Source organism: Kitasatospora sp. NPDC023176, assembly GCF_055560495.1.
In genome coordinates, this window is record NZ_JBVHIP010000043.1 from 1 (window position 1) to 20,790 (window position 20,790).

Annotated in this window: 21 protein-coding genes and 1 pseudogene; 18 read left to right on the forward strand and 4 right to left on the reverse strand. The window is 72.5% G+C overall.

The window, feature by feature from the left end; genetic code table 11:
• Positions 1 to 124: 124 nt before the first annotated feature.
• Positions 125 to 298, reverse strand: a complete 174-nt coding sequence (locus ACZ3YL_RS36610) for a CsbD family protein (protein ID WP_465661794.1) — start codon at positions 296 to 298, stop codon at positions 125 to 127.
• A 125-nt stretch (positions 299 to 423) separates the two neighbouring features.
• Between ACZ3YL_RS36610 and ACZ3YL_RS36615 the strand changes: the two genes are divergently transcribed.
• Together ACZ3YL_RS36615 and ACZ3YL_RS36620 are read left to right on the forward strand one after the other, a co-directional pair.
• Positions 424 to 594 carry a hydrophobic protein gene (locus tag ACZ3YL_RS36615; protein ID WP_465661796.1) on the forward strand — a complete coding sequence of 57 codons (171 nt, stop codon included), beginning with the start codon at positions 424 to 426 and terminating at the stop codon, positions 592 to 594.
• Positions 595 to 809: 215 nt separating this feature from the next.
• Positions 810 to 1,940 (forward strand): AI-2E family transporter, encoded by a 1,131-nt coding sequence (locus ACZ3YL_RS36620; protein WP_188308168.1) that lies wholly within the window; start codon positions 810 to 812, stop codon positions 1,938 to 1,940.
• A 171-nt stretch (positions 1,941 to 2,111) separates the two neighbouring features.
• On the opposite strand, the pseudogene ACZ3YL_RS36625 reads toward ACZ3YL_RS36620, so the two are convergent.
• Positions 2,112 to 2,909: pseudogene (locus tag ACZ3YL_RS36625) on the reverse strand (ATP-binding protein); the annotation flags it as partial.
• On the opposite strand from ACZ3YL_RS36625, the gene ACZ3YL_RS36630 reads away from it, so the two are divergent.
• Entirely contained in the window at positions 2,908 to 3,933 is a 1,026-nt protein-coding gene (locus ACZ3YL_RS36630) for a YihY/virulence factor BrkB family protein (RefSeq protein WP_188308166.1), read from the forward strand. The pseudogene ACZ3YL_RS36625 and the gene ACZ3YL_RS36630 overlap by 2 nt on opposite strands.
• A 171-nt stretch (positions 3,934 to 4,104) precedes the next feature.
• Here ACZ3YL_RS36630 and ACZ3YL_RS36635 read toward each other — a convergent pair whose 3' ends face one another.
• Complete coding sequence (locus ACZ3YL_RS36635) at positions 4,105 to 4,755, reverse strand: response regulator (RefSeq protein WP_188308165.1); 651 nt, start codon at positions 4,753 to 4,755, stop codon at positions 4,105 to 4,107.
• Positions 4,752 to 5,903, reverse strand: a complete 1,152-nt coding sequence (locus ACZ3YL_RS36640; protein WP_188308179.1) for a sensor histidine kinase — start codon at positions 5,901 to 5,903, stop codon at positions 4,752 to 4,754. The genes ACZ3YL_RS36635 and ACZ3YL_RS36640 overlap by 4 nt, the downstream gene beginning before the upstream one ends.
• 134 nt (positions 5,904 to 6,037) lie before the next feature.
• On the opposite strand from ACZ3YL_RS36640, the gene ACZ3YL_RS36645 reads away from it, so the two are divergent.
• From ACZ3YL_RS36645 to ACZ3YL_RS36715, 15 genes are all read left to right on the forward strand, one after another.
• Positions 6,038 to 6,775, forward strand: coding sequence for a class I SAM-dependent methyltransferase (locus ACZ3YL_RS36645; RefSeq protein ID WP_465661798.1), 738 nt, complete (start codon positions 6,038 to 6,040; stop codon positions 6,773 to 6,775).
• The gene (locus ACZ3YL_RS36650; RefSeq protein ID WP_188308163.1) at positions 6,776 to 7,423 is read left to right on the forward strand and encodes a DedA family protein; all 648 of its coding nucleotides are present in this window, start codon (positions 6,776 to 6,778) and stop codon (positions 7,421 to 7,423) included. It begins immediately after the preceding gene.
• Between the two features lie 181 nt (positions 7,424 to 7,604).
• Positions 7,605 to 9,389 carry a thiamine pyrophosphate-requiring protein gene (locus ACZ3YL_RS36655; protein ID WP_188308162.1) on the forward strand — a complete coding sequence of 595 codons (1,785 nt, stop codon included), beginning with the start codon at positions 7,605 to 7,607 and terminating at the stop codon, positions 9,387 to 9,389.
• On the forward strand, positions 9,386 to 12,466 hold the full coding sequence (locus ACZ3YL_RS36660; protein WP_465661876.1) for an FAD-binding and (Fe-S)-binding domain-containing protein: 3,081 nt from the start codon (positions 9,386 to 9,388) through the stop codon (positions 12,464 to 12,466). The genes ACZ3YL_RS36655 and ACZ3YL_RS36660 overlap by 4 nt, the downstream gene beginning before the upstream one ends.
• Complete coding sequence (locus tag ACZ3YL_RS36665; protein ID WP_465661800.1) at positions 12,463 to 12,978, forward strand: DUF1360 domain-containing protein; 516 nt, start codon at positions 12,463 to 12,465, stop codon at positions 12,976 to 12,978. Before ACZ3YL_RS36660 ends, ACZ3YL_RS36665 begins: the two co-directional genes overlap by 4 nt.
• Before the next feature lie 11 nt (positions 12,979 to 12,989).
• Complete coding sequence (locus tag ACZ3YL_RS36670; protein ID WP_188308160.1) at positions 12,990 to 14,111, forward strand: enolase C-terminal domain-like protein; 1,122 nt, start codon at positions 12,990 to 12,992, stop codon at positions 14,109 to 14,111.
• Positions 14,112 to 14,167: 56 nt separating this feature from the next.
• Entirely contained in the window at positions 14,168 to 15,931 is a 1,764-nt protein-coding gene (locus ACZ3YL_RS36675; protein ID WP_465661802.1) for a glycoside hydrolase family 15 protein, read from the forward strand.
• A gap of 615 nt (positions 15,932 to 16,546) precedes the next feature.
• Positions 16,547 to 17,632, forward strand: a complete 1,086-nt coding sequence (locus tag ACZ3YL_RS36680; RefSeq protein WP_465661804.1) for an SDR family oxidoreductase — start codon at positions 16,547 to 16,549, stop codon at positions 17,630 to 17,632.
• A complete protein-coding gene (locus ACZ3YL_RS36685; RefSeq protein WP_188308158.1) occupies positions 17,632 to 17,955 on the forward strand; it encodes a plasmid stabilization protein in 324 nt (107 codons plus the stop codon). The genes ACZ3YL_RS36680 and ACZ3YL_RS36685 overlap by 1 nt, the downstream gene beginning before the upstream one ends.
• A gap of 414 nt (positions 17,956 to 18,369) precedes the next feature.
• Positions 18,370 to 18,837 carry a hypothetical protein gene (locus tag ACZ3YL_RS36690; protein ID WP_465661806.1) on the forward strand — a complete coding sequence of 156 codons (468 nt, stop codon included), beginning with the start codon at positions 18,370 to 18,372 and terminating at the stop codon, positions 18,835 to 18,837.
• Positions 18,834 to 19,127 (forward strand): monovalent cation/H+ antiporter complex subunit F, encoded by a 294-nt coding sequence (locus tag ACZ3YL_RS36695; RefSeq protein ID WP_465661808.1) that lies wholly within the window; start codon positions 18,834 to 18,836, stop codon positions 19,125 to 19,127. The genes ACZ3YL_RS36690 and ACZ3YL_RS36695 overlap by 4 nt, the downstream gene beginning before the upstream one ends.
• Positions 19,124 to 19,420 carry a cation:proton antiporter gene (locus ACZ3YL_RS36700; protein WP_188308156.1) on the forward strand — a complete coding sequence of 99 codons (297 nt, stop codon included), beginning with the start codon at positions 19,124 to 19,126 and terminating at the stop codon, positions 19,418 to 19,420. The genes ACZ3YL_RS36695 and ACZ3YL_RS36700 overlap by 4 nt, the downstream gene beginning before the upstream one ends.
• Positions 19,417 to 19,695, forward strand: a complete 279-nt coding sequence (locus ACZ3YL_RS36705; RefSeq protein WP_465661810.1) for a Na(+)/H(+) antiporter subunit B — start codon at positions 19,417 to 19,419, stop codon at positions 19,693 to 19,695. Before ACZ3YL_RS36700 ends, ACZ3YL_RS36705 begins: the two co-directional genes overlap by 4 nt.
• Positions 19,692 to 20,438 (forward strand): MnhB domain-containing protein, encoded by a 747-nt coding sequence (locus ACZ3YL_RS36710; protein WP_465661812.1) that lies wholly within the window; start codon positions 19,692 to 19,694, stop codon positions 20,436 to 20,438. Before ACZ3YL_RS36705 ends, ACZ3YL_RS36710 begins: the two co-directional genes overlap by 4 nt.
• A gap of 2 nt (positions 20,439 to 20,440) precedes the next feature.
• The gene (locus ACZ3YL_RS36715; RefSeq protein WP_188308153.1) at positions 20,441 to 20,788 is read left to right on the forward strand and encodes a sodium:proton antiporter; all 348 of its coding nucleotides are present in this window, start codon (positions 20,441 to 20,443) and stop codon (positions 20,786 to 20,788) included.
• Positions 20,789 to 20,790 lie beyond the last annotated feature (2 nt).

Here is a 20,790-nt window from a genome sequence, read left to right on the forward strand (position 1 = left end):
GGGGGGGGCCCGGCGGGGGGGGGGGGGGGGTGGCTCCCCCGGGGGGGGGGGGGGGGCTTTACAGGGGGGGGGGGGGGCCCCCCCCCCGGGGGGGGCCCCACCGCCACAGGGCCAGGAAGCCGCGTCAGCCCTTGAAGGCGTCCTTGACGTGCTCGCCTGCCTGCTTGACGTCGCCCTTGGCCTTGTCGGCCTTACCCTCGGCCTCCAGGCGCTTGTTGCCGGTCACCTTGCCGGCGCCTTCCTTGACCACGCCCTTGGCCTTGTCGGCGGCGTTCTCGATCTTGTCACTGGCACTCATGTCGGCCTCCGGTTCGTCGAAGCTGTGCTGGCAACCCGTCTGCCCCCGATCGGCCGGAAGATTCACCGGCATATGTGCCGCGGCTGCGGGCAAGCGGATGTCCGACACTGACGACGGAGGTCGAGATGGTTCCCCTTCTTCTTGTGCTGCTGCTGGCCCTGATCCTGTTCGGTGTCGGCTTCGCGCTGAAGGCCCTGTGGTGGGTCGCGGTCGTGGTCCTGGTGGTGTGGCTGCTCGGATTCGTGGCCCGCGGCACCAGCGCCTCCGGCAGCCGCAGCCGCTGGTACCGCTGGTAGGCGCTCCGGCGCGCAGCCGGAAGGGCCGGGACAGCAAGGGGGCACGCACCACGGCGGCGTGCCCCCTCGTCATCTCCGGTCCTGTCACCGGCAGGCCCTGTTCCCGCGGCGCGAGGTTTCTCCCCGGCGGGCACTGCCGTCGATACCAAGAAGGCAGACGGCGCAGAGCGATCCGGAACCGTGGCTACCCCCGTACAAGGGCTGGAGGAGAACCGATGAATCCCGAAACGCCCGCAGGAAGCCCCGGCCGCGACCTGCCCCCGGCCCGCCGGGCCGGCGGCCCCCGCACCCGGATTCAGATCCCCGGCCGCGCCGCGCTTCAGGTCACCTCGTGGTTCCGCGCAGGCTTCGGCCTCAGCGTCGGCGCGCTGCTGGCCTGGCACCTGACGGACGCAGTACTCCAGCTCACCTCGCTGCTCACCCTGTTGCTCCTCGCCGTGTTCATCGCGGTGAGCCTGGAGCCCGTGGTCGCATGGCTGGAACGCCACGGTCTGCGCCGCGCCTGGTCGGTGGCGCTCGTGGTGATGGGGCTGGCCGTGCTGCTGACCGCCCTGCTCGCCGTGGTCGTCCCGCCGGTCGGCATCGAGGTGAGTGCCCTGGTCGGCGCTGTCCCGGGCTGGCTCCAGCAGCTGCACGACCACCAGTCGACACTCGGCCGGATCGAGGACCACTATCACCTGGTCGAGCGCGCCAAGGAGCAGCTGGGCCACGGCGGCTTCGGCGCCGGTGCGTTCGGTGGCGTGCTCGGCGCGGGCCAGCTCCTCCTCAGTACGGTGACGTCGACCGTGATCGTCGTGAGCGTCGCCCTGTACGTCATGGCGGCCCTGCCGGTGATCAAGGCGTTCTGCTACCGCTTCGTGCCGCGCAGCCGGCGCCAGGAAGTGGAGGAGATCACCGAGGAGATCTTGGCCCGGACGGGCCGCTACATGCTGGGCAACGTGCTGACCTCCGCCGTCGCCGGCCTGGCGACCTTCGCCTGGTGCGCGGCCACCGGCGTGCCGTACGCGGGGGCGCTGGGGGTGTTCGTCGCGTTGATGGACCTGGTCCCCATGGTCGGCTCGACCATCGGCGGCGTGGTCGTCAGCCTGGTCGCGTTGTCGGTGTCCCTGCCGGTGGCTCTCGCCACCGCCGGCTTCTACATCGCCTTCCGGCTCCTCGAGGACTACCTGATCATGCCGCGGGCCATGAAATTCGTGGTGGACGTGCACCCGGTCGTCACCGTGGTCGCGGTGCTTCTGGGGGGTGCGCTCCTGGGCCTGGTGGGAGCGCTGGTCGCGGTGCCGGCCGCCGTCGCCCTCGGGCTGGTCCTCGACGCGTACGTCTTCCCCCGCACCGACAACGCCTGAGGCGCAGCCGGCCGGCGCGCACCCGGCAGGGCAGCCCGCTTGGGCGAAACGGCCGGTCCGCTGGTGGGCCTGGCCTGGCCTGGCCGGGGCGTGGCGTCCGTGGCGCGGGTCCGCCGGCAGCTGCGGGGTGCCTCGGCTCCAGGGGCAGGGGGTCATGTGCAGTCGCAGGGGCAGGCCGCCTTCAGTGGCGCGGATTTCGACGAGGTCGCAGAGCTGGTGGATCATCCACAGGCCGCGGCCCCCGTCGGTGGAGGCGAGGCGGGGGCGATGGCGGCCGGTGAGCGGGTCGCTCAGGTGCCCGTCGTCGTGGATCTCCGCGATCACCGCTGCGTTCTCCCCGGTCCACAGGCGCAGGGTGCCGCTGCCGTCGCCGTGGGCCAGGGAGTTGGCGGTCGCTTCGCTGATGGCGAGCAGCAGGTCGCCCTGGCGCGCAGGTGTCAGGGCGGTGCTCCGAGCCCAGGCTTCGGCGTGGTGGCGGACCTGCGCCAACTGCCCGGTGCTGTAGGCGTCCGCGACGACGCTCATCGGCAGCGCGGTGACGTCGTAGGGGCACAGGATACGTGGTAGTGGTTGCGGCGGCCGTGGCGGGTGCGGGTAGCCGGCGTTCTCCAGATCGCTCACAATCGCGCGTACGGCCCGCTCGGTCATCCCGCCCGCCACTGCGACATCCCGCAGGCGCACGTCGGCGTCCCGGGCGACCATCAGCAGCACGCGGGCGTGCTGCGTCAGGAACGTCCAGCTGCTGCGCGGCTCCTGGGCTCCGGCCATAAATTCATCATATGAACCAGAATGCCGGTTTTTGGCAAGCCTGTTTTCCTTCACCTGTCCACCGGTGACCCCCGGGCCCGCGTGTCCGGCCCGTCCGGGGCCGTCGTCCCGGCCGGCAGGCGGTGAGCTGTCCGCTTCCCGGGCACACGCCCCACCAAGGGTGCATACGGCCCGATCCATCGGGCGAAGGGAGCTGAGCATGAATCCCCTCGAGCGGGCACTGCGAGCCGTCGACCGCACGCAGCGGCACCACAGGCTGCCGGCGGCGGCGGTGGGGGTGGTCAAGAAGTACGGCGACGACCGCGGCGGCCTGCTCGCCGCCTTGATCACCTACTACGGGTTCGTCGCGCTGATCCCATTGCTGCTCCTGCTCTCCACCGCGCTCGGGTTCGTCCTGCACGGCCATCCCGGCGCGCAGAAGGCCGTGGTGGACTCCGCGCTCGCCGACTTCCCGATCATCGGCGACCAGCTGCGCCAGAACGTCCACTCCGTGCAGGGCAGCGGCCTCGCCCTGGTCATCGGCGTCCTCGGCCTGCTGTACGGGGCGCTGGGCATCGCGCAGGTCCTGCAGCACGCTATGGCCGAGGTATGGAACGTCCCCGGTGTCCAACGGCCCGGTTACTGGCCGCGCTTGGCCCGCAGCCTACTGCTGTTCGTCGTCCTTGCCGCCGGTATGCTGCTGGCCACCGCCGCCGCCACCCTGGTCGGCACCGCGCTGGCCGGACTGCCCGCCCGTATCGGCGCGCTGGTGCTGTCGGCCCTCATCAACTCGGCTCTGCTCCTGGCCTGCTTCCGCATTCTCACCCCCGCCGAGGTCCCCGTTCGGGCGCTGGTGCCGGGCTGCGTGATCGCCGGACCGCTGTTCACCGTGCTGCAGGCGTTCGGAGCGGTCCTGGTCTCCCACCAGCTGCGGCACGCCACCGCGGTGTACGGGTTCTTCGCAACCGTGATCGGCCTGCTGGGCTGGCTGGCCCTGGCCGCGCAGATCACCCTCTACGCGGCGGAGACGAACGTGGTGCTTCACCGGCGCCTGTGGCCTCGCAGCCTGATGCAGCCGCCGCTGACGGGCGCCGACGAGGAGGTCCTAGCGGCTTTGGCCCGGCAGGAGGAACGCCGCCCCGAGCAGCAGGTCGACGTCGCCTTCACCGACGAGGGCGATGAGGCTCAGCGGCCTGAACGGCGTGATCCGCCCGGCACCGGCGGCGAGTCCGCATCGGACCGCTAAGAAGCCGCGCAGATAGGCATCGAGGGCTGGGTGAACAAGTGGGCGAAGGAGGAGAGTTCCGGGGCCTTCGCGGCTCTGGTCGTCGTCACCCTGTGCTTCGGCGACTGCGAGACCGTCGCCGCCTTTGACGAGGTCCTCGTCCCAACGTCCTTCAGCACGCTGCCCTCTTGGTCAGGTGGGCAGTCCCGCGTCGCGGGCCAGGAGGGCGGCCTGAACGCGGTTGGTGACGCCCAGGGCCGTGAGGATACGGCTGACGTGGGCTTTGACGGTGCTTTCCCGCATCGCGAGGCGGGTGGCGATGTCGGCGTTGGTCTCGCCCTGGGCGAGCAGGGCCAGCACGTCCAGCTCCCGGGGGGTGAGCCGCTCAAGCCGTTCCCGCGCGGCGGTGGCCTTCGGCTGGTTTCCGGCGTGGTAGCGGTCGATGAGTCGGCGGGCCGCGGCGGGGTGGAGCATGGCGGAGCCGGCTGCCACCAGGTGGACGGCACGCAGGATCTCGGCGGGATCGGTGTCCTTGAGCAGGAACCCGTCGGCTCCTGCGGCGAGCGCGTTGTAGACGTACTCGTCGAGGTCGAAGGTGGTGAGGGTGATCACTTTCGGCGGGTGGGGAAGGGCCCGTAGCCGGGCGGTCGCGGTGATGCCGTCCATGCGCGGCATGCGCACGTCGACCAGGGCCACGTCGACGTGGTGGGCGCCGGCCTGCTCGACGGCGTCCAGGCCGTCCACGGCCTGGGCGACGACCTGGATGCCCGGGTCGCCGTCGAGGAGGTCGGTCAGGCCGAGGCGGACCAGGGCGTCGTCGTCGACGATCATGGCGCGGATCATGTGCGGGTGCCGTTCTGTGCGATGCCGGCGGGGTGGGGGATGCGTGCGGCCAGTCGCCATGCGCCTGCGCCGGCGGGTCCTGCGTCCAGGTGGCCGCCCAGCGCGCTGACGCGCTCGCGCAGGCCGACGAGCCCGTATCCGGACTCGACGGCGCCCGTGCCGGAAGTGCCGGGGACGCCGGGGGTGTTGGTGACGTCGATCAGGGTGGCGGGCGGGCGGTAGTCGACCCGTACGGTCACCGCGGCGCCGCCCGCGTGCTTGCGGACGTTGGTCAGTGCCTCCTGGACGATGCGGTACGCGGCCAGCCGGTGGGTCGTGGGAGCCTGCTCGGGAACGCCGTCGACGGTCAGTTCGACGTGCTGCCCGGCGGCGCGTGCCTCCGCGGCCAGCTCCCGTACGTCTCGTATCGCGGGTGCGAGCGCCGCGCCCTGCGCCGCGTCCGGTTCGCGCAGGGCGCCGAGGACGTCGCGCAGGTCGGCCAGGGCCTCGGCGGAGGTGGCACGCAGCAGCGCCAGGCGTTCGACGACCGGCGCGGGCAGGCCGTCGGCCCTGGTGGCCAGCACTCCGGTGTGCAGGGCGATCAGGCTCAGACGGTGGGCCAGCACGTCGTGCATCTCCGCGGCGATGCGGGAGCGTTCGGCGACCCGGGCCGTTTCCTCCCGCAGCCGCGCCTCCGTGCGCAGGTGCTCGACCTCGGAGGCCAGCGCCTTCACCAGCCGCCGCCGGTTGCCCTGCCACAGGCCGACCACGAACCCGAACAGCAGGACGAACAGGGCCGACACCCATCGCCGGTCGGCCCACAGCGACGTGGCCTGGGCACCGAGCAGGTTGGCGCCCAGCGCCACGACGACACAACCGAGGGCGACCCGCATCCGACGGGCCACGGCCAGGTCGAACAGCGAAACGGCCAGCAGCGGAGCCAGCAGCCACCCCCACCACGCCGTGCCCGCCGCGACCACCCACGGCGCGGCAGACCACCGCAGCCGGGGCACCACCAGCGCCACCGCACACACCAGCGCGGCAGCCGTCACCGGCACCACGTATCGGCCGCCGGAGAGCAGCGCAGCATTCACCGCGGCGCCCGCGACCAGGAAGGCCAGCAACCCCGCACGCCCGACCGCCGCCCACACCGGGCCCTTCCACCACATCACCTGGCCATGCTAGGCAGTCCACCGCGATCGCCGGACTGACGAAATGCCATGCCGACCCCCTACTTTCGTCGGCCAAGCCCGTCGCAGAACGGAGGATCTCAAGGGCGACGCCGCTCCGTAGCGTCGAAACCATGAACGACTGGACGACCTCGCACCAGCGCGCCACCGCGCAGCGCCATGCCGAAGGCTGGATGTTCCTCATCGAAGCCGCCCGCGACCTGCGCACCACCGGCGCCATCGCCCCCAGCGGCAAGGCCCTCGCCCACGCCCTGACCGAGCCCGTCCGCGCCCGCTCGCCCCGCCCGCTGGCCGTCCTGGAAGCAGGCGCCGGCACCGGCGCCGTCACCCGCCACCTGATCCCTCGCCTTCCCCGCGGCAGCCGCCTCGACATCGTCGAGGCCAATCCCCGCTTCGCCGACGGGCTACGCGTCCTCGCTGCCACCCACCCCCGCACGACGTCCCGGTCCGCGGACCTCACCGTCCACCAGAGCCTCATCGAGGACCTCGACACCGACCGACGCTACGACGTGATCGTCTCCGGGCTGCCGCTGACCAATTTCGCCCCCCACACCGTGGAACGGATCATGAGCCGCTACATGGAGCTGCTCCACCCCGGCGGAACCCTCACCTACTTCGCCTACCTCGGCACCCGACGCGCCCGCACCCTGCTCGCCTCCCCCTCCGAAGCACGCCGGCACGCCGCCGTGGACCACGTCATGACCGCCTACCAGCGCCGCTACGCCACCGCCCGCTGGAGCGTATGGGCCAACCTGCCACCCGCCCACGTCTGGCACCTGCAACACCCCCCAGTGCCTTCCCAGCCCTGCGCCGACGGTCGGCAGCACCACCCGGACCGGGTGAGTCAGTAGATGCACGTCCTGACCGACCTCCTCGCCCACCTCCCGGCGCCGGCCGCCTACGGGGTGCTGGCCCTGGCCGTGCTGGCCGAGTCGATCCTCCTGGTCGGCGCCTTCATCCCGACCCTCACCCTCATGCTGACCACCGGCGCGCTGGCCCGCACCGGCCACATCAGCCTCCCCCTCGTCATCGCCACCGCGGCCGGCGCCGTCATCGCCGGCGACCTCCTCGCCCACCGCACCGGCCGCATCCTCGGTCAGCGGCTCCGCACCGGCCGCGCGGCCCGCCGCATCCCCGCCCCCCTCTGGCAACGCGCCGAGGCCCTCACCGCCCGCCACGGCGGCCGAGCCATCCTGCTGGCCCGCTTCATTCCCGTCGTACGCACCCTCGCCCCCCACTTCGCAGGCGCCACCCGCCTGTCCTACCGCCGCATCGCCCCCTACAGCGCCACCGCCGCCTGCCTGTGGGCCACCGCCGAAGCCGGCACCGGCTACGGCGCCGCCGCGTCCCTGAAGCGAATCATCACCCTCGGCGGACCCGCCCTTGCCATCGCCGGCCTGGTCACAGCCGGGTGCGCGGCCTTGTGGATGAAGAAGCGCCGCCGCTTCCCGCACCCGAACCCGCACGACGTCAGCCCCGTCCGGCGCGGACGTGACTGACCGACAACCGGTACCTCCAACGCCACACAGAGCACAGGGCCACGACCCACGCACTCAACCGTTGCGCCGAGCAGCTGACGGCGAGCGGGTTTGGCGCCCGCCGCCAGCGGTTAGCCGCGCTTGCGGGAGCGCATCCCGCCCGCGCCCCGACGGCCGGCCTCGGAACCAGGAGGAACAGACCATGAAGGTTGCCGACTACCTGCTGCAGCGCCTGCGGGAGTGGGACATCGAGTACGTCTTCGCCTATCCCGGGGACGGCATCAACGGGTTGCTCGCCGCCTGGGGCCGCGCCGAGGACCAACCTCGCTTCATCCAGGCCCGGCACGAGGAGATGGCCGCTTTCCAGGCCGTCGGCTACGCGAAATTCTCCGGCCGCACCGGCGTGTGTGCGGCCACCTCGGGCCCGGGCGCGATCCATCTCCTGAACGGCCTGTACGACGCCAAGCTCGACCACGTGCCGGTGGTCGCGATCGTCGGGCAGACCGACCGCACCGCTATGGGCGGCTCCTACCAGCAGGAAGTCGACCTCCTGTCGCTGTACAAGGACGTGGCGTCGGAGTTCTGCGAGATGGTCACCGTCCCCGAGCAGTTGCCCAACGTGCTGGACCGGGCGATGCGCATCGCCGCCACCCGCCGTACCGTGACCGCGCTGATCGTTCCCGCCGACGTGCAGGAGCTCGACTACGAGCCACCGGCCCACGCCTTCAAGCAGGTCCCCTCCAGCCTCGGCACCCCCCACTACGCGCCCGTCCCCGTCGACGAGGACCTGGCGCGAGCGGCGGAGATCCTCAACGCGGGCGAGAAGGTCGCCGTGCTGATCGGCCAGGGCGCCCGCCAGGCGCGCGCCGAGGTCGAGCAGATCGCCGACCTGCTCGGTGCCGGCGTCGCGAAGGCCCTGCTCGGCAAGGACGCCCTCCCGGACACCCTGCCGTTCGTGACGGGCTCGATCGGCCTGCTCGGCACCCGGCCGTCGTACGAGATGATGCGCGACTGCGACACCCTGCTCGTGGTGGGATCCAGCTTCCCGTACAGCAACTTCCTGCCCGACTTCGACCAGGCCAGGGCGGTGCAGATCGACCTGGACCCGTCCATGATCGGGCTGCGCTACCCGTTCGAGGTGAACCTCGTCGGCGACGCCGCCCAGACCCTGCGCCGCCTGCTCCCGCTGCTGGAACGCAAGACGGACGGCGCCTGGCGCAAGACGATCGAGGACAACACGGCCCGCTGGTGGGAGGTCATGCAGCGCCGCGCCGAGGTGGCCGCCGAGCCGGTCAACCCCGAGTACGTCGTCCACGCACTGGACGCGCTGCTGCCCGAGGACGTGATGCTGGCCGCCGACTCGGGGTCGGCCGCGAACTGGTACGCCCGCCATCTGCGGATGCGCGGCACCATGCGCGGCTCACTCTCGGGCACGCTGGCCACCATGGGGCCCGGGGTGCCGTATGTGATCGGCGCGAAGTTCGCCCACCCCGACCGGCCGGCGATCGCGATCGTCGGTGACGGCGCGATGCAGATGAACGGCCTGGCGGAATTGATCACTGCCGCGAAGTACTACCGGGAGTGGTCGGATCCGCGCCTGGTGGTGGCGGTGCTGAACAACCAGGACCTGAATCAGGTCACTTGGGAGATGCGGGCGATGCAGGGCGCCCCGCAGTTCGAGCCCTCCCAAGCCCTGCCCGACGTGCGCTACGCCGACATCGCCCAGTCCTTCGGCCTGGACGGCGTGCGGGTCGAGCGGCCCGAGGACGTCGGCCCGGCGTGGACCCGGGCGCTGGCCGCGCAGCGTCCGTTCGTCATCGACTTCCGCACCGACCCGGCGGTGCCACCGATCCCGCCGCACGCCACCTGGGACCAGATCAAGGCCGCCGCCTCCGCTGTGCTGCGCGGCGACAGCGATCGCGGCTCCGTCATCCGCCAAGGCGTGAAAGCCAAGGTCCAGGAGTTCCTGCCCGGCAGCGGGAGCTGACCGTGGCCGCAGACGACAGCAGGGAGGACGTTGACCTCGCGGCCCTGGAACGCGCGCTGCGCGCCGAGGTGGATGGTGAGGTCCGCTTCGACGCGGGCAGCCGCGGCGCGTATGCCACCGACGGCTCCAACTACCGGCAGGTCCCGCTCGGCGTGGTGGTGCCCCGCACGATCGAAGCCGGTGCCGCGGCTGTCGCGGTGTGCTCGCGGTTCGCCGCGCCGGTGCTCTCCCGCGGCGGCGGCACCAGCCTGGGCGGGCAGTGCACCAACACCGCCGTGGTCATCGACTGGACGAAGTACTGCAACCGGCTGCAGTCCGTCGACGCCGAGGGGCGGACCTGTGTCGTCGAGCCGGGCATCGTGCTGGACGAGCTGAACCGGCAACTCGCCCCGCATGGGCTGATGTTCGGGCCCAAGCCCTCCACGCACACCCACTGTGCGCTGGGCGGGATGATCGGGAACAACAGCTGCGGCGCCTCCGCCCAGGCTTACGGCAAGACCGCTGACAACGTCAGCCGGCTGGAAGTACTCACCTACGACGGAACCCGCTTCTGGGCCGGCCCCACCAGCGACGAGGAGTACGCGCAGGTCGTGGCCGACGGCGGGCCCCGGGCCCGCCTGTACCAGGAACTGAAGGGCATCACCGGCCGCCATCTGGCCGAGATCAGGCGCGGTTACCCGAAGATCCCCCGCCGCGTCTCCGGCTACAACCTGGATTCCCTGTTGCCGGAGAACGGTTTCGACGTGGCGAAGGCCCTGGTCGGCAGCGAAGGCACCCTGGTCACCGTCCTGCGCGCCGAACTGAAGCTGGTCGAGGTCCCCGCCGCCGAGGCCCTGCTGGTACTCGGCTTCGACGACATCTACCAGGCGGCCGACGCCGTGCCCGACCTGCTCAAGCACAGCCGGCCCGCCCAACTGGAGGCCATCGACGGGCGCATGGCCCAGCTGATGCGCGAGGAACACGCCTACCTCGACTCCCTGGAACAGTTGCCCGAGGGCGACAGCTGGCTGCTGCTCCAGTTCACCGACGACACCAAGGAACAGGCCGACGCGCAGGCCCGCGAGCTGCTGCGCGCCATCGGCCGCGACGAGGGCGATGCGTCGGTGGCGTTCTCCGACGACCCACCACGCGAGCACGAGATGCTCAAGGCCCGCGAGGCCGGCCTGGGCGTGACCGCGCGCCCGCCGGACGGCTCCGAGACCTGGGAAGGCTGGGAGGACTCCGCCGTCGCACCCGAACGGCTGGGCGACTACCTCCGCGACCTGGAGTGGCTCTTCGATCGCTACGGCTATCAACAGGCCTCCCTCTACGGTCACTTCGGCCAGGGCTGCGTCCACACCCGGATCCCGTTCGAACTGCGCGACGGCAAGGGCATCGAATCCTTCCGGGCGTTCCTGCACGACGCGGCCGACCTGGTCGCCTCCTACGGCGGCTCGCTGTCGGGGGAGCACGGTGATGGGCAGGCCCGCGGCGAACTGCTACCCCGCATGTTCGGCCAACCGCTCGTCGACGCGATGGGCGAGGTCAAGGCGCTGTTCGACCCCGGCAACCGGATGAACCCCGGCAAGGTCGTCCACCCCCACCGGGTCGACCAGAACCTGCGCCTGGGCGCCGGGTGGCGGCCCGAGCCGCAGCAGGCCACACACTTCGCCTACTCCGACGACAACGGCGACTTCGGACAGGCCGTCATGCGCTGCGTCGGAATCGGCAACTGCCGCACCCACCAGGGCGGGGTGATGTGTCCCTCCTACCGCGCCACGCTGGAGGAGGAGCACTCCACCCGCGGCCGGGCCCGCCTGCTGTTCGAGATGCTCGGCGGCCACCAGGACTCGCCCGTCACCCAGGGCTGGCGCTCCACCGAGGTCCGCGACGCCCTCGACCTGTGCCTGGCCTGCAAGGGCTGCAAGTCCGACTGCCCGGTCGGGGTGGACATGGCCACCTACAAGGCCGAGTTCCTCGCTCACCACTACCAGCACCGCTTGCGTCCGGCCGCCCACTACGCGATGGGCTGGCTCCCGCTGTGGGCCCGGCTCGCGGGCCTCGCTCCGGCACTCGCCAACGCCGTCCTGCACGCCCCGGGCCTGGCCCGGCTGGGCAAGCTGATCACCGGGATCGACCCACGCCGCGACGCACCCATATTCGCGCCCGAGAGCTTCCAGGACGCCTGGCGCGGGTCCGGGCGGCCGCAGCCGGACCCGGGTGATCCGCGCACCGTGCTGATCTGGCCTGACACGTTCACCAACCATTTCCATCCCCACATCGCCCGCGCCGCGGTCCGGGTGCTGGAGGATGCCGGCTTCCACGTCGCCGTCCCCGAGGGACCGGTGTGCTGCGGCCTGACCTGGATCTCCACCGGCCAACTCGCGACCGCCCGCCGCGTCCTGAAACGCACCAGCCAGGTGCTGCGCCCCTGGCTGGAGGCCGGCACCCCGATCATCGGACTGGAACCCTCGTGCACGGCCGTGTTCCGCACCGACGCCCCGGACCTGCTTCCCGGTGACCAGGACATCGTCCGGCTGGCCGCGCAGACGCGCACGTTCGCCGAGCAGCTCGTCAACCACGCCCCCGACGGCTGGCAGCCGCCGCAGGCAAACCGGGCGGCGACCGTCCAGACCCACTGCCACCAGCACGCCGTCCTCGGAACCGACCCCGACCGCGAACTGATGCGCCGCGCCGGCCTGGACGCGAACGTACTGGACGAAGGCTGCTGCGGCCTGGCCGGCAACTTCGGCTTCGAGCAAGGCCATTACGACCTGTCGCAGACGATCGCCGAGCAAGGCGTACTGCCCGCCGTCCGCGACACCGCACCAAGCGCCTTCGTCGTGGCGGACGGCTTCAGCTGCCGCACCCAGATCGAACAGGCCGGCACCGGACGCCAGGCCGTGCACCTGGCCGAAGCCCTCGCCATCGCCCTCGACGGGCCGGCACCCGCCGGACGCCCCGAGAAGGCCGTCGCGCGCCCGCGACCCCGACCCGCAGCAGCCCGTCTCCTGACCGCGGCCACCATCGGCGCGCTGACCGGCCTGGCCGCAGGGGCCGTGCTGGCCGTCCGCCACCGCGTGAGGAGAACGCCGTGACCACCCTTCACGAACGAATGCACCGCCAGGCCCGTGCCTACGCCGGTGACGCCGACCGTCCGCTGGCCTCCTACACCGGCCTCATGGCCGTCTACGCCACCACCGTTGCGGGTATCTCCATCACCGCTCGCGCGACTGCCCGTGAACTGCCGGATCCGAAACCATGGGACGTCGCGTTGAACGCGCTGGCCACCCATCAGCTGGGCCGCCTGATCGCCAAGGACCCCGTCACCAGCCCGCTGCGCGCACCGTTCACTCACTTCGAAGGCACCACGGGACCGGCCGAACTCAAGGAGGGGGTCCGCGGCACCGGCGCCCGCAAGGCGATCGGCGAACTGCTCAGCTGCCCCTTCTGCACCGGCCTGTGGATCGCCACCGGCATCACCGCCGGCACCGTGTTCGCACCCCGCGCCACGCGCCTGGCCACCACGACCCTGTCCGCCCTGGCCGCGGCCGACTTCCTGCAGTTCGCCCGAACGGCCCTCCAGCGCGCGGCCGGCGAGACCTCATGACCGTCCGGTCGATGCCGACCGTCGACGGCCTGCGGGTGTGGGTCCTCGACTTCCCCACCGACGTCCCCGAGGCCGACGGCACCGCCACCTGGACCAGCACCACCATGGTCCTCGTCCGGGCACGCTCCGGCGCCTCCCACGGCTACGGCTGGACCTACGGTGCTGCGGCCTGCGCCGGCGTGATCACCGACCTGCTCGCCGAACACGCCATCGGCCGTAGCGTCTTCGACGTGCCCGCCGCCAACGAGGCCATGCACCGTGCGCTGCGCAACGCAGGACGTCCCGGCATCGGCGGCTACGCCCTGTCCGCCGTCGACATCGCCCTGTGGGACCTCAAGTCCCGACTGCTCGGCCTGCCGCTGGCCGACCTGCTCGGACGCGCCCGCGACACGGTCCCGGTCTACGGCAGCGGCGGCTTCACCACCTACACCGACCAGCAGGCGCGCGAGCAGCTGCGCGGATGGACCGAGCAGCAGGCGATCCCCCGCGTGAAGATCAAGATCGGGGAGGAGTGGGGCACCCGCGAGGACCGGGACCTGGCCCGCGTCGAGCAGGCCCGCGCCATCATCGGACCGGGCGTCGAGCTGTACGTGGACGCCAACGGCGGCTACACCGCCAAGCAGGCGATCCGCCTCGCCCGCCGCTTCGAGGAGTACGGCGTGCGCTGGTTCGAGGAACCGGTCTCCTCTGACGACCTTGCCGGCCTCGCCCGGGTCCGCGCCGCCACCGGCATCGAGGTCGCCGCGGGCGAGTACGGGTTCACGCTGCCCTACTTCGCCGCCATGGCCCCGTCCGTGGACTGCCTGCAGGCCGACGCCACCCGCTGCGGCGGAATCACCGTCTGGCTGCGCGCCGCCGCCCTCGCCCAGGCCCACGGCCTGGAACTCTCCGGCCACTGCGCCCCGCACGTCCACGCCCACGCCGCGGCCGCCCTGCCCAACCTGCGCCACCTGGAGTGGTTTCACGACCACATCCGCATCGAGAACCTCCTCTTCGACGGAACCCTCGACCCCACCGGCGGCGCACTGCACCCCGGCCGCAGCGACGCCCCGGGCATGGGACTGACGCCCCGCCCGGACGTCCTCGAACGCCACACACGCACCACCGCCACCGCCCCGGCCGCCAGCCCGTAGCCGTCGGCTGCGGCTTCGGCTGCCACGGACCGTCCCCGAACCGGAGGAGAGACCGAGTGCCGAAGAGCCCCGATCCACCGCCCCCGCACGCGCTGCGCGACTACGCCCTGCTCGCCGACGGACACCGCGGCGCCCTCGTCGGCCCGCGCGGCGACATCGCGTGGATGTGCGCACCCCACTGGAACAGCGACGCCGTCTTCGCGGCTCTGATCGGCGGGCCCGGCTGGTTCACCGTCACCCCCGCCGGACGCTTCGTGTGGGGCGGCTACTACGAGGACGGCACACTGATCTGGCGTAGCCGATGGGTCACCACCACCGGAATCATCGAGTGCCGCGAGGCCCTCGCCTACCCCGGGCAGGCCCACCGCGCCGTTGTGCTGCGCCGCATCACGGCCGTCGACGGCCCGGCCGAAGTGACAGTGCGCCTCCAGGTGGCCCCCGGCTTCGGCGAGCACCGACTGCGGAAGGTCACGCACGAGGAGGACGGAAGCTGGACGGCCCGGGCCGCAGGCTCGCACCTGCGCCTGAGCGGCCTGCCGGACGCGAAGACGAACGATGCCGGTGACCGCCCGCAGCTGAGGGCACGGCTGCGCCTGGAGCCCGGGGAGCAGCACGACCTCGTCCTGGAGATCTCCGACCAACCGCTCACCCGGCTCCACGACCCTGACCGGCTGTGGCGGGCGACCGAGGTGGCCTGGGCAGAGCGGGTACCCGAGCTCGCCGGGGTGCTGGGCCGGCGGGACGCCCGGCACTCGTACGCGGTGCTCCTCGGCATGACCGGCCCCGGTGGCGGAACCGTCGCCGCCGCGACGACGAGCCTGCCGGAGCGAGCGGAGCAGGGCCGCAACTACGACTACCGCTACGTGTGGATCCGCGACCAGGCCTACATCGGCCAGGCCGCGGCCGCCGCAGGCTGCGATGCGCTGCTGGACGACTCGGTCCGTTTCGTCACGGCTCGCCTCCTCGACCACGGCCCCCGCCTGGCGCCCGCCTACACCGCCGCCGGCGGCGCCGTCCCCGACCCGCGCACGCTCGACCTGCCCGGCTACCCGGGGGGCTTCGACGTCATCGGCAACCGGGTCAACCACCAGTTCCAACTCGACGGCTTCGGCGAGAGCCTGCTGCTGCTCGCCGCCGCCGCCCGCCGGGGCAGGCTCGATGCCGACGGCTGGCGCGCCGCCACGGTCGCCGTCGACGCGATCACCGCCCGCCACCGGGAGAAGGACGCCGGCATCTGGGAGCTCCACCCGGGCCGCTGGACGCACAGCCGACTGACGTGCGCGGCCGGACTGCGCGCCATCGCCACCGCCCACCCGGCAGCAGGGTCCGGCCGCGCCGCCGCCTGGGAGGCCCTGGCCGACCAGGTCATCGCCGAGGCCGACCACGACTGCCTGCACCCCGCCGGCCGCTGGCAGCGCTCACCCACCGAGGCGGGCGTGGACGCCGCCCTGCTCCTGCCCGCGCTGCGCGGCGCCGTCCCGGCCGACGACCCCCGCACCCGCGCCACCCTGCACGCCGTCCTCACCGACCTGTGCGAGGACCACTACTGCTACCGCTTCCGCCACGACCAGCGCCCCCTGCAGGACGCGGAAGGCGCGTTCCTGCTGTGCGGATTCGTTGTCGCCCTCGCCCATCACCAGCAGGGCGACGAGCGGGAGGCGCTGCGCTGGTTCGAACGCAACCGCGCCGCCTGCGGACCGCCGGGCCTGTACGCGGAGGAGTTCGACGTCGCCCAGCGCCAGCTGCGCGGCAACCTGCCCCAGGCCTTCGTCCACGCCCTCCTGCTCGAAACCGCCCATCGCCTGGCATCCGGCCACTGATCCGTGGCAGCGACAGCGCGGCGGGTGTCGGGGGCGGCCCAACCGGGCAGCCGCTCAGTGGTCCGCTATCGGGCGGCCGTGAGGTGCGCAGATGTCCGGGAACGACGAACACACGCACCTCCTGTCCTGCGAGGAGTTCACCCCCGCAGAGCTTCTGGACCAGGCCCGGCGCGCGAAGGACACCGGTTTCACCAGGCTGGCGATCTCCGATCACTTCCACCCGTGGAACGACGGCCTCGCCCCACGGCACCGGGCGGGGGCGGCCAGGATGCTGCGGTCCCGGCGGGCCAGAAGGGCGTCTGCGTCGGCGGGTACCTCGATGGCGCCGGCTCTGCGCAGGACTTCTTCTCCGAACCCGGCGGACAGCACCGCCACGCACGGGACGCCTGCGCGCGCTGGCGTGCACGTGCCAGGGGGGTGTCGCCGACGAACACCGCCTCGCCGGGCTCGGCGCGGGCCGCACCGTGGCCGGTGCCGTCGCCCTTCGCCTTCCCCGCCTCGTCGTCCACGGGGTCACCGGCACCCGCCCTGCCTGCCAGGCGGGACGGGGTGTCCGGCCGGCGGACCGGGAGAGCCGGGAGGTTTGCCTCGCCCGGCCGGGGTTAGCCGCAGGATATGAGACGTCAACTCCAGACACCGCGCACCGTGGTGGTCACCGGGGCCAGCGGCGGCATCGGCCGGGCGAGCGCTCTCGCCTTCGCCGCCCGCGGGGACCGGCTCGCGCTGATCGCCCGCGGCCGGGCCGGACTCCAGGGCGCGGTCCGCGAGGCCGAGCAGGCGGGTGCGGAGAAGGTCCTCGCCATCGAGACGGACGTCGCCGACCCGGAGGCGATCGCGGCGGCCGCGCAGCGGGTAGAGGACGAGTTCGGGCCGATCGACGTGTGGGTCAACGACGCGTTCGCGTCCGTGTTCGCGCCGTTCACCGAGATCACCCCGCAGGAGTTCCGGCGGGTCACCGAGGTCTCCTACCTGGGCTACGTGTACGCCACCCGGGCGGCGCTGGCCCGGATGCTGCCCCGCAACCGCGGCGTGCTCGTCCACGTCGGCTCCGCGATCGCCTACCGCGGCATCCCGCTGCAGAGCGCCTACAGCGGCGCCAAGCACGCCATCCAGGGCTGGCACGAAGCACTGCGCTGCGAACTGCTCGCCTCCGGCACCGCCGTGCGCACCACGATGGTGCAGATGCCGGCGGTCAACACCCCGCAGTTCGACTGGGTCCGCTCCCGCCTGCCCGAGCGCGCCCAGCCCGTGCCGCCGATCTACCAGCCGGAGGTGGCCGCCCGCGCCGTACTGTTCGCCGCCGACCACCCCGATCGGCGGGAGTACTGGGTCGGTGCCAGCACGGTGGCCACCCTGCTCGCGAACGCCATCGTGCCCGGGCTGCTGGACCGCTACCTGGCGCGCACCGGCTTCGACTCGCAGCAGAGCGGTGAGCGGCGCCGCTCCGGCGATCCGGACAACCTCTTCGAGCCGGTCGACACCGGGGAGGACTTCGGGGCGCACGGGCGCTTCGACGGTCGGGCCCGCGCCCGCAGCTCCCAGCAGCTGGCCGCCCACGGCCTCGCCTCCGCCGTGGCAGGGGTGCGGCGGGCGGCCGACCGGGTGCGGGCCGGTCTGACGTACGGGCCGTGCGGGTTCGCATCCGGGCGGCGGGGCAGACGCATCCCACCGACCGGAACCCGTGAGACAAGGAGCATGTGATGCCACGCGGATCAAGCCCGAAGCGGGAACGCCAGTACGAGCACATCAAGGACAGCGCGCTGGAGCGCGGGGAGAGCCCGAAGCGGGCCGAGGAGATCGCCGCCCGCACCGTGAACAAGGAACGCGCCCGCCACGGCGAGTCGAAGACCGCCAGCCGCAGCTCCCTCAAGGACATCTCCTCCAGCCGGCGCGGCGGCCTGCGCTCCCACAGCGGCTCGCAGGGCCCGACGAAGGAACAGCTGTACAACGAGGCCAGGCAGCGCAACATCCACGGCCGCTCGAAGATGAACAAGAAGCAGCTCGCCGACGCACTCGGCCACTAGCGAGCAGGTACGCGATGGCATCGATCCCCGTCCCACCGGACCCCGACCTCACCCCGGTACCCCCGTACCGCCCCGACCGCCCGAGCCCCCACAGCCACCCGACCCGGTGCCGCCTGATCCGCCGAAGCCACCCGGATCGCCTGAACCACCACCCGATCCACCGCTGCCCGGCCGTCCCGGCAGCCCTGGACCTCAACCTCCGGCGGATCCGCAACCGCCGTCATCCGAAGAACCCCGTCCGCACGAGCCACCGGACTGAACCACGCCGCGAACGGCCGATGACCCGGACAGGGGCAGGTTGCTGCGTACGGGTGGCCGACGGCGCGCCGACCGGCCTCGTCGGGCGTCGCCCTGTGGGGCACCGAACAATGACCGTGAATCAGAACGATCGGTCCGGGCGAGGGAGGGGTGGGCGTGCGCGGCGCGGTGCTGGAGATCACGGCATGGTTCAGCGTGCTCGTGGGGGTGACGGTCGTATCGATCAGTTCCCTCTCGCCGGTCGAGCTGCTGGTGGCCGCCGTCGCCGCACTCGGCGGCGCGTTCGCGGCCAGGCGCCTGCGTCTGGCCGCGAACGTCACCCCGGGCGGGACCCGGGGAGCCGTCCGGGCGGTCGTGCGGCTGCCGGGCGCCATTCTCAGGGGCAGCGCCGTCCTGGCCGCTGCGCTGCTCGACCGGCCGCAGACAGCCGGCTTGCGCCGACTGCGGCTGCTCCCGGGAGTCGGCGCGGGATGGGCGCCGGTGCTGCTCGCCGCGTCACCGGACACCTGCGTTCTGGAGATCGACCGGCCTGACGCGGTGGACGAGGTCTTGGTGCACGCGCTCGGCCGCGGGCCGGGGCCGGTGGAGCGCGTAGTCGCCGCCAAGGGTGAAGGGGAGCCGTGAGCGTGTGGGCCGCGGCGGCGCTGGTCCTGTTGGCGGCTGCGGCGCCGGTGTGCCTGTGGGTGGCGTCGCGCGGCAGCACGGTGCGCCGCCTGGCCGGGATGTGTCTGCTGTCGAACGTCGTGGGTGCCGTGTTCCTGCTGCTGCCCCAGGCCTACCAGCGCTCTTCCTACCAGGACCTCGCCCTGGTGCTCGCGGTGCTGGCCCCGGCGGGCACGCTCGTCTTCACCCGCTTCGCCGCCGGCCCACGCCGGGCACCCGACGACGCCGAACGAGAAGGCAGCGACACATGACGGCCGGTCACATCCTGGTGCTGGTCCTGCTGTGGGCCGGGGTCGCCTTCGTGCTGCTGTCCGTGGCGGCGCTGGTCCGCTTCACGGACACGTTCACGCGGTTGCACGCGCTCGCCCCGGCCGCGTGCGTCGGGGTGCCGTTGATCGCGGCGGCGGTGGCCCTCGACCAGGGCGGCGGGCGCGGGGCGGCGAAGACGCTGCTGATCGGCCTGCTGTTCGGGGTCGGCGGCACGGTGACGACGATCGCGCTCGGCAAGTCCAGCTGGCACTCAGAGGGGAAGGACGGCACGTGAACGAGTGGTTGATCGGTGTGGCGGTCGCGTTCGTCGTGGCCGCGGCGACGGTGGCGGTGCTGTGCCGGGACCCGGCCCGCCAAGCCGTCGTCCTGGCCGTCCTGGGGCTGGGACTGTCGGTACTGTTCGCCGTCCTCCAGGCCCCCGACGTGGCCCTGTCCCAGCTGGCGGTGGGCACCGCGCTGACGCCGCTGCTGATCCTCCTGACCGTCCGCAAGGTCACCCGCCGCCCCACCCGCGACGACCGCCGAGACGACCAGGGGAGCGGCCGGTGACGGCCCGCACCCGGCTGATCGTGTTCCTCGCCTCGGCGGCCGTGATCGCCGCGTTCTTCACCACCGCCTGCACAGGCCTGCCGCGCTTCGGCTCCGACCTCCACCCCTACGGCGACCGGGCAGTCGCCGCGGCCCTCGCGCACCGCACCGCCAACGTGGTGTCCTCCGTCAACTTCGACATCCGCGCGTTCGACACCCTCGGCGAGGAGTCCATCCTCTTCACCACCGTGCTCGGTGCCACCCTGCTGCTGCGCCTGGCCCGGGACGAACGCCAGCACCGGCCGACCGCCGAGCGGGTCCTCCCCACCACCGGCCTGTTCGGCGCCGTCCTCATGCCGGTCACGCTCGCCGTGGGGGTGTACATCATCGCCCACGGCCAGCTGTCGCCCGGCGGCGGTTTCCAGGGCGGCGTCGTGCTGGCCACCGCCCTGCACCTGGCCTACGTGGCCGCCGACTACCGCATCCTGAAGAAGGTCCGGCCGCTGACCGTCCTGGACGTCGCCGACTCCCTGGCCGCAGCCTCCTTCACGATCATCGGGCTGGCCGCCCTGATCACCGGAGGCGCGTTCCTGAAGAACGTCCTGCCACTGGGCACCTTCAACACGATCACCTCCGGCGGCACCGTCCCCGTCCTCAACGCCGCCGTCGGCATCGAGGTCGCTTCCGCCCTGATCGTGCTGCTCGCCCACTTCCTCGACCAAGCCGTCGAGATCACCGACCCCGACGAGCAGGAGACCACCTGAACATGGGCACCCTCGTCTACCTCGCCGCCGGATGGGTCCTGCTCATCGCCCTCTACGGCCTCGTCACCAGCCGCAACCTCATCCACGCCATCGGCTGCCTCGCCGTCGCCCAGTCCTCCACCTACCTGCTGCTCCTGGCCGTCGGCTACCGGCACGGCGCCACCGCCCCGGTGTTCTCCGACCTCACCCCCGGCACACGCCCGCTCGTCGACCCCGTCGTCCAGGCCCTCGCCCTGACCGACGTCGTCGTCGGCGCCACCGTCACCGCCCTGCTGCTCGCCCTGACCATCCAGCTGCGCAAACGCCACCACACCGTCGACCCGCAGGCCCTCACCGGACTCAAGGGCTGAAC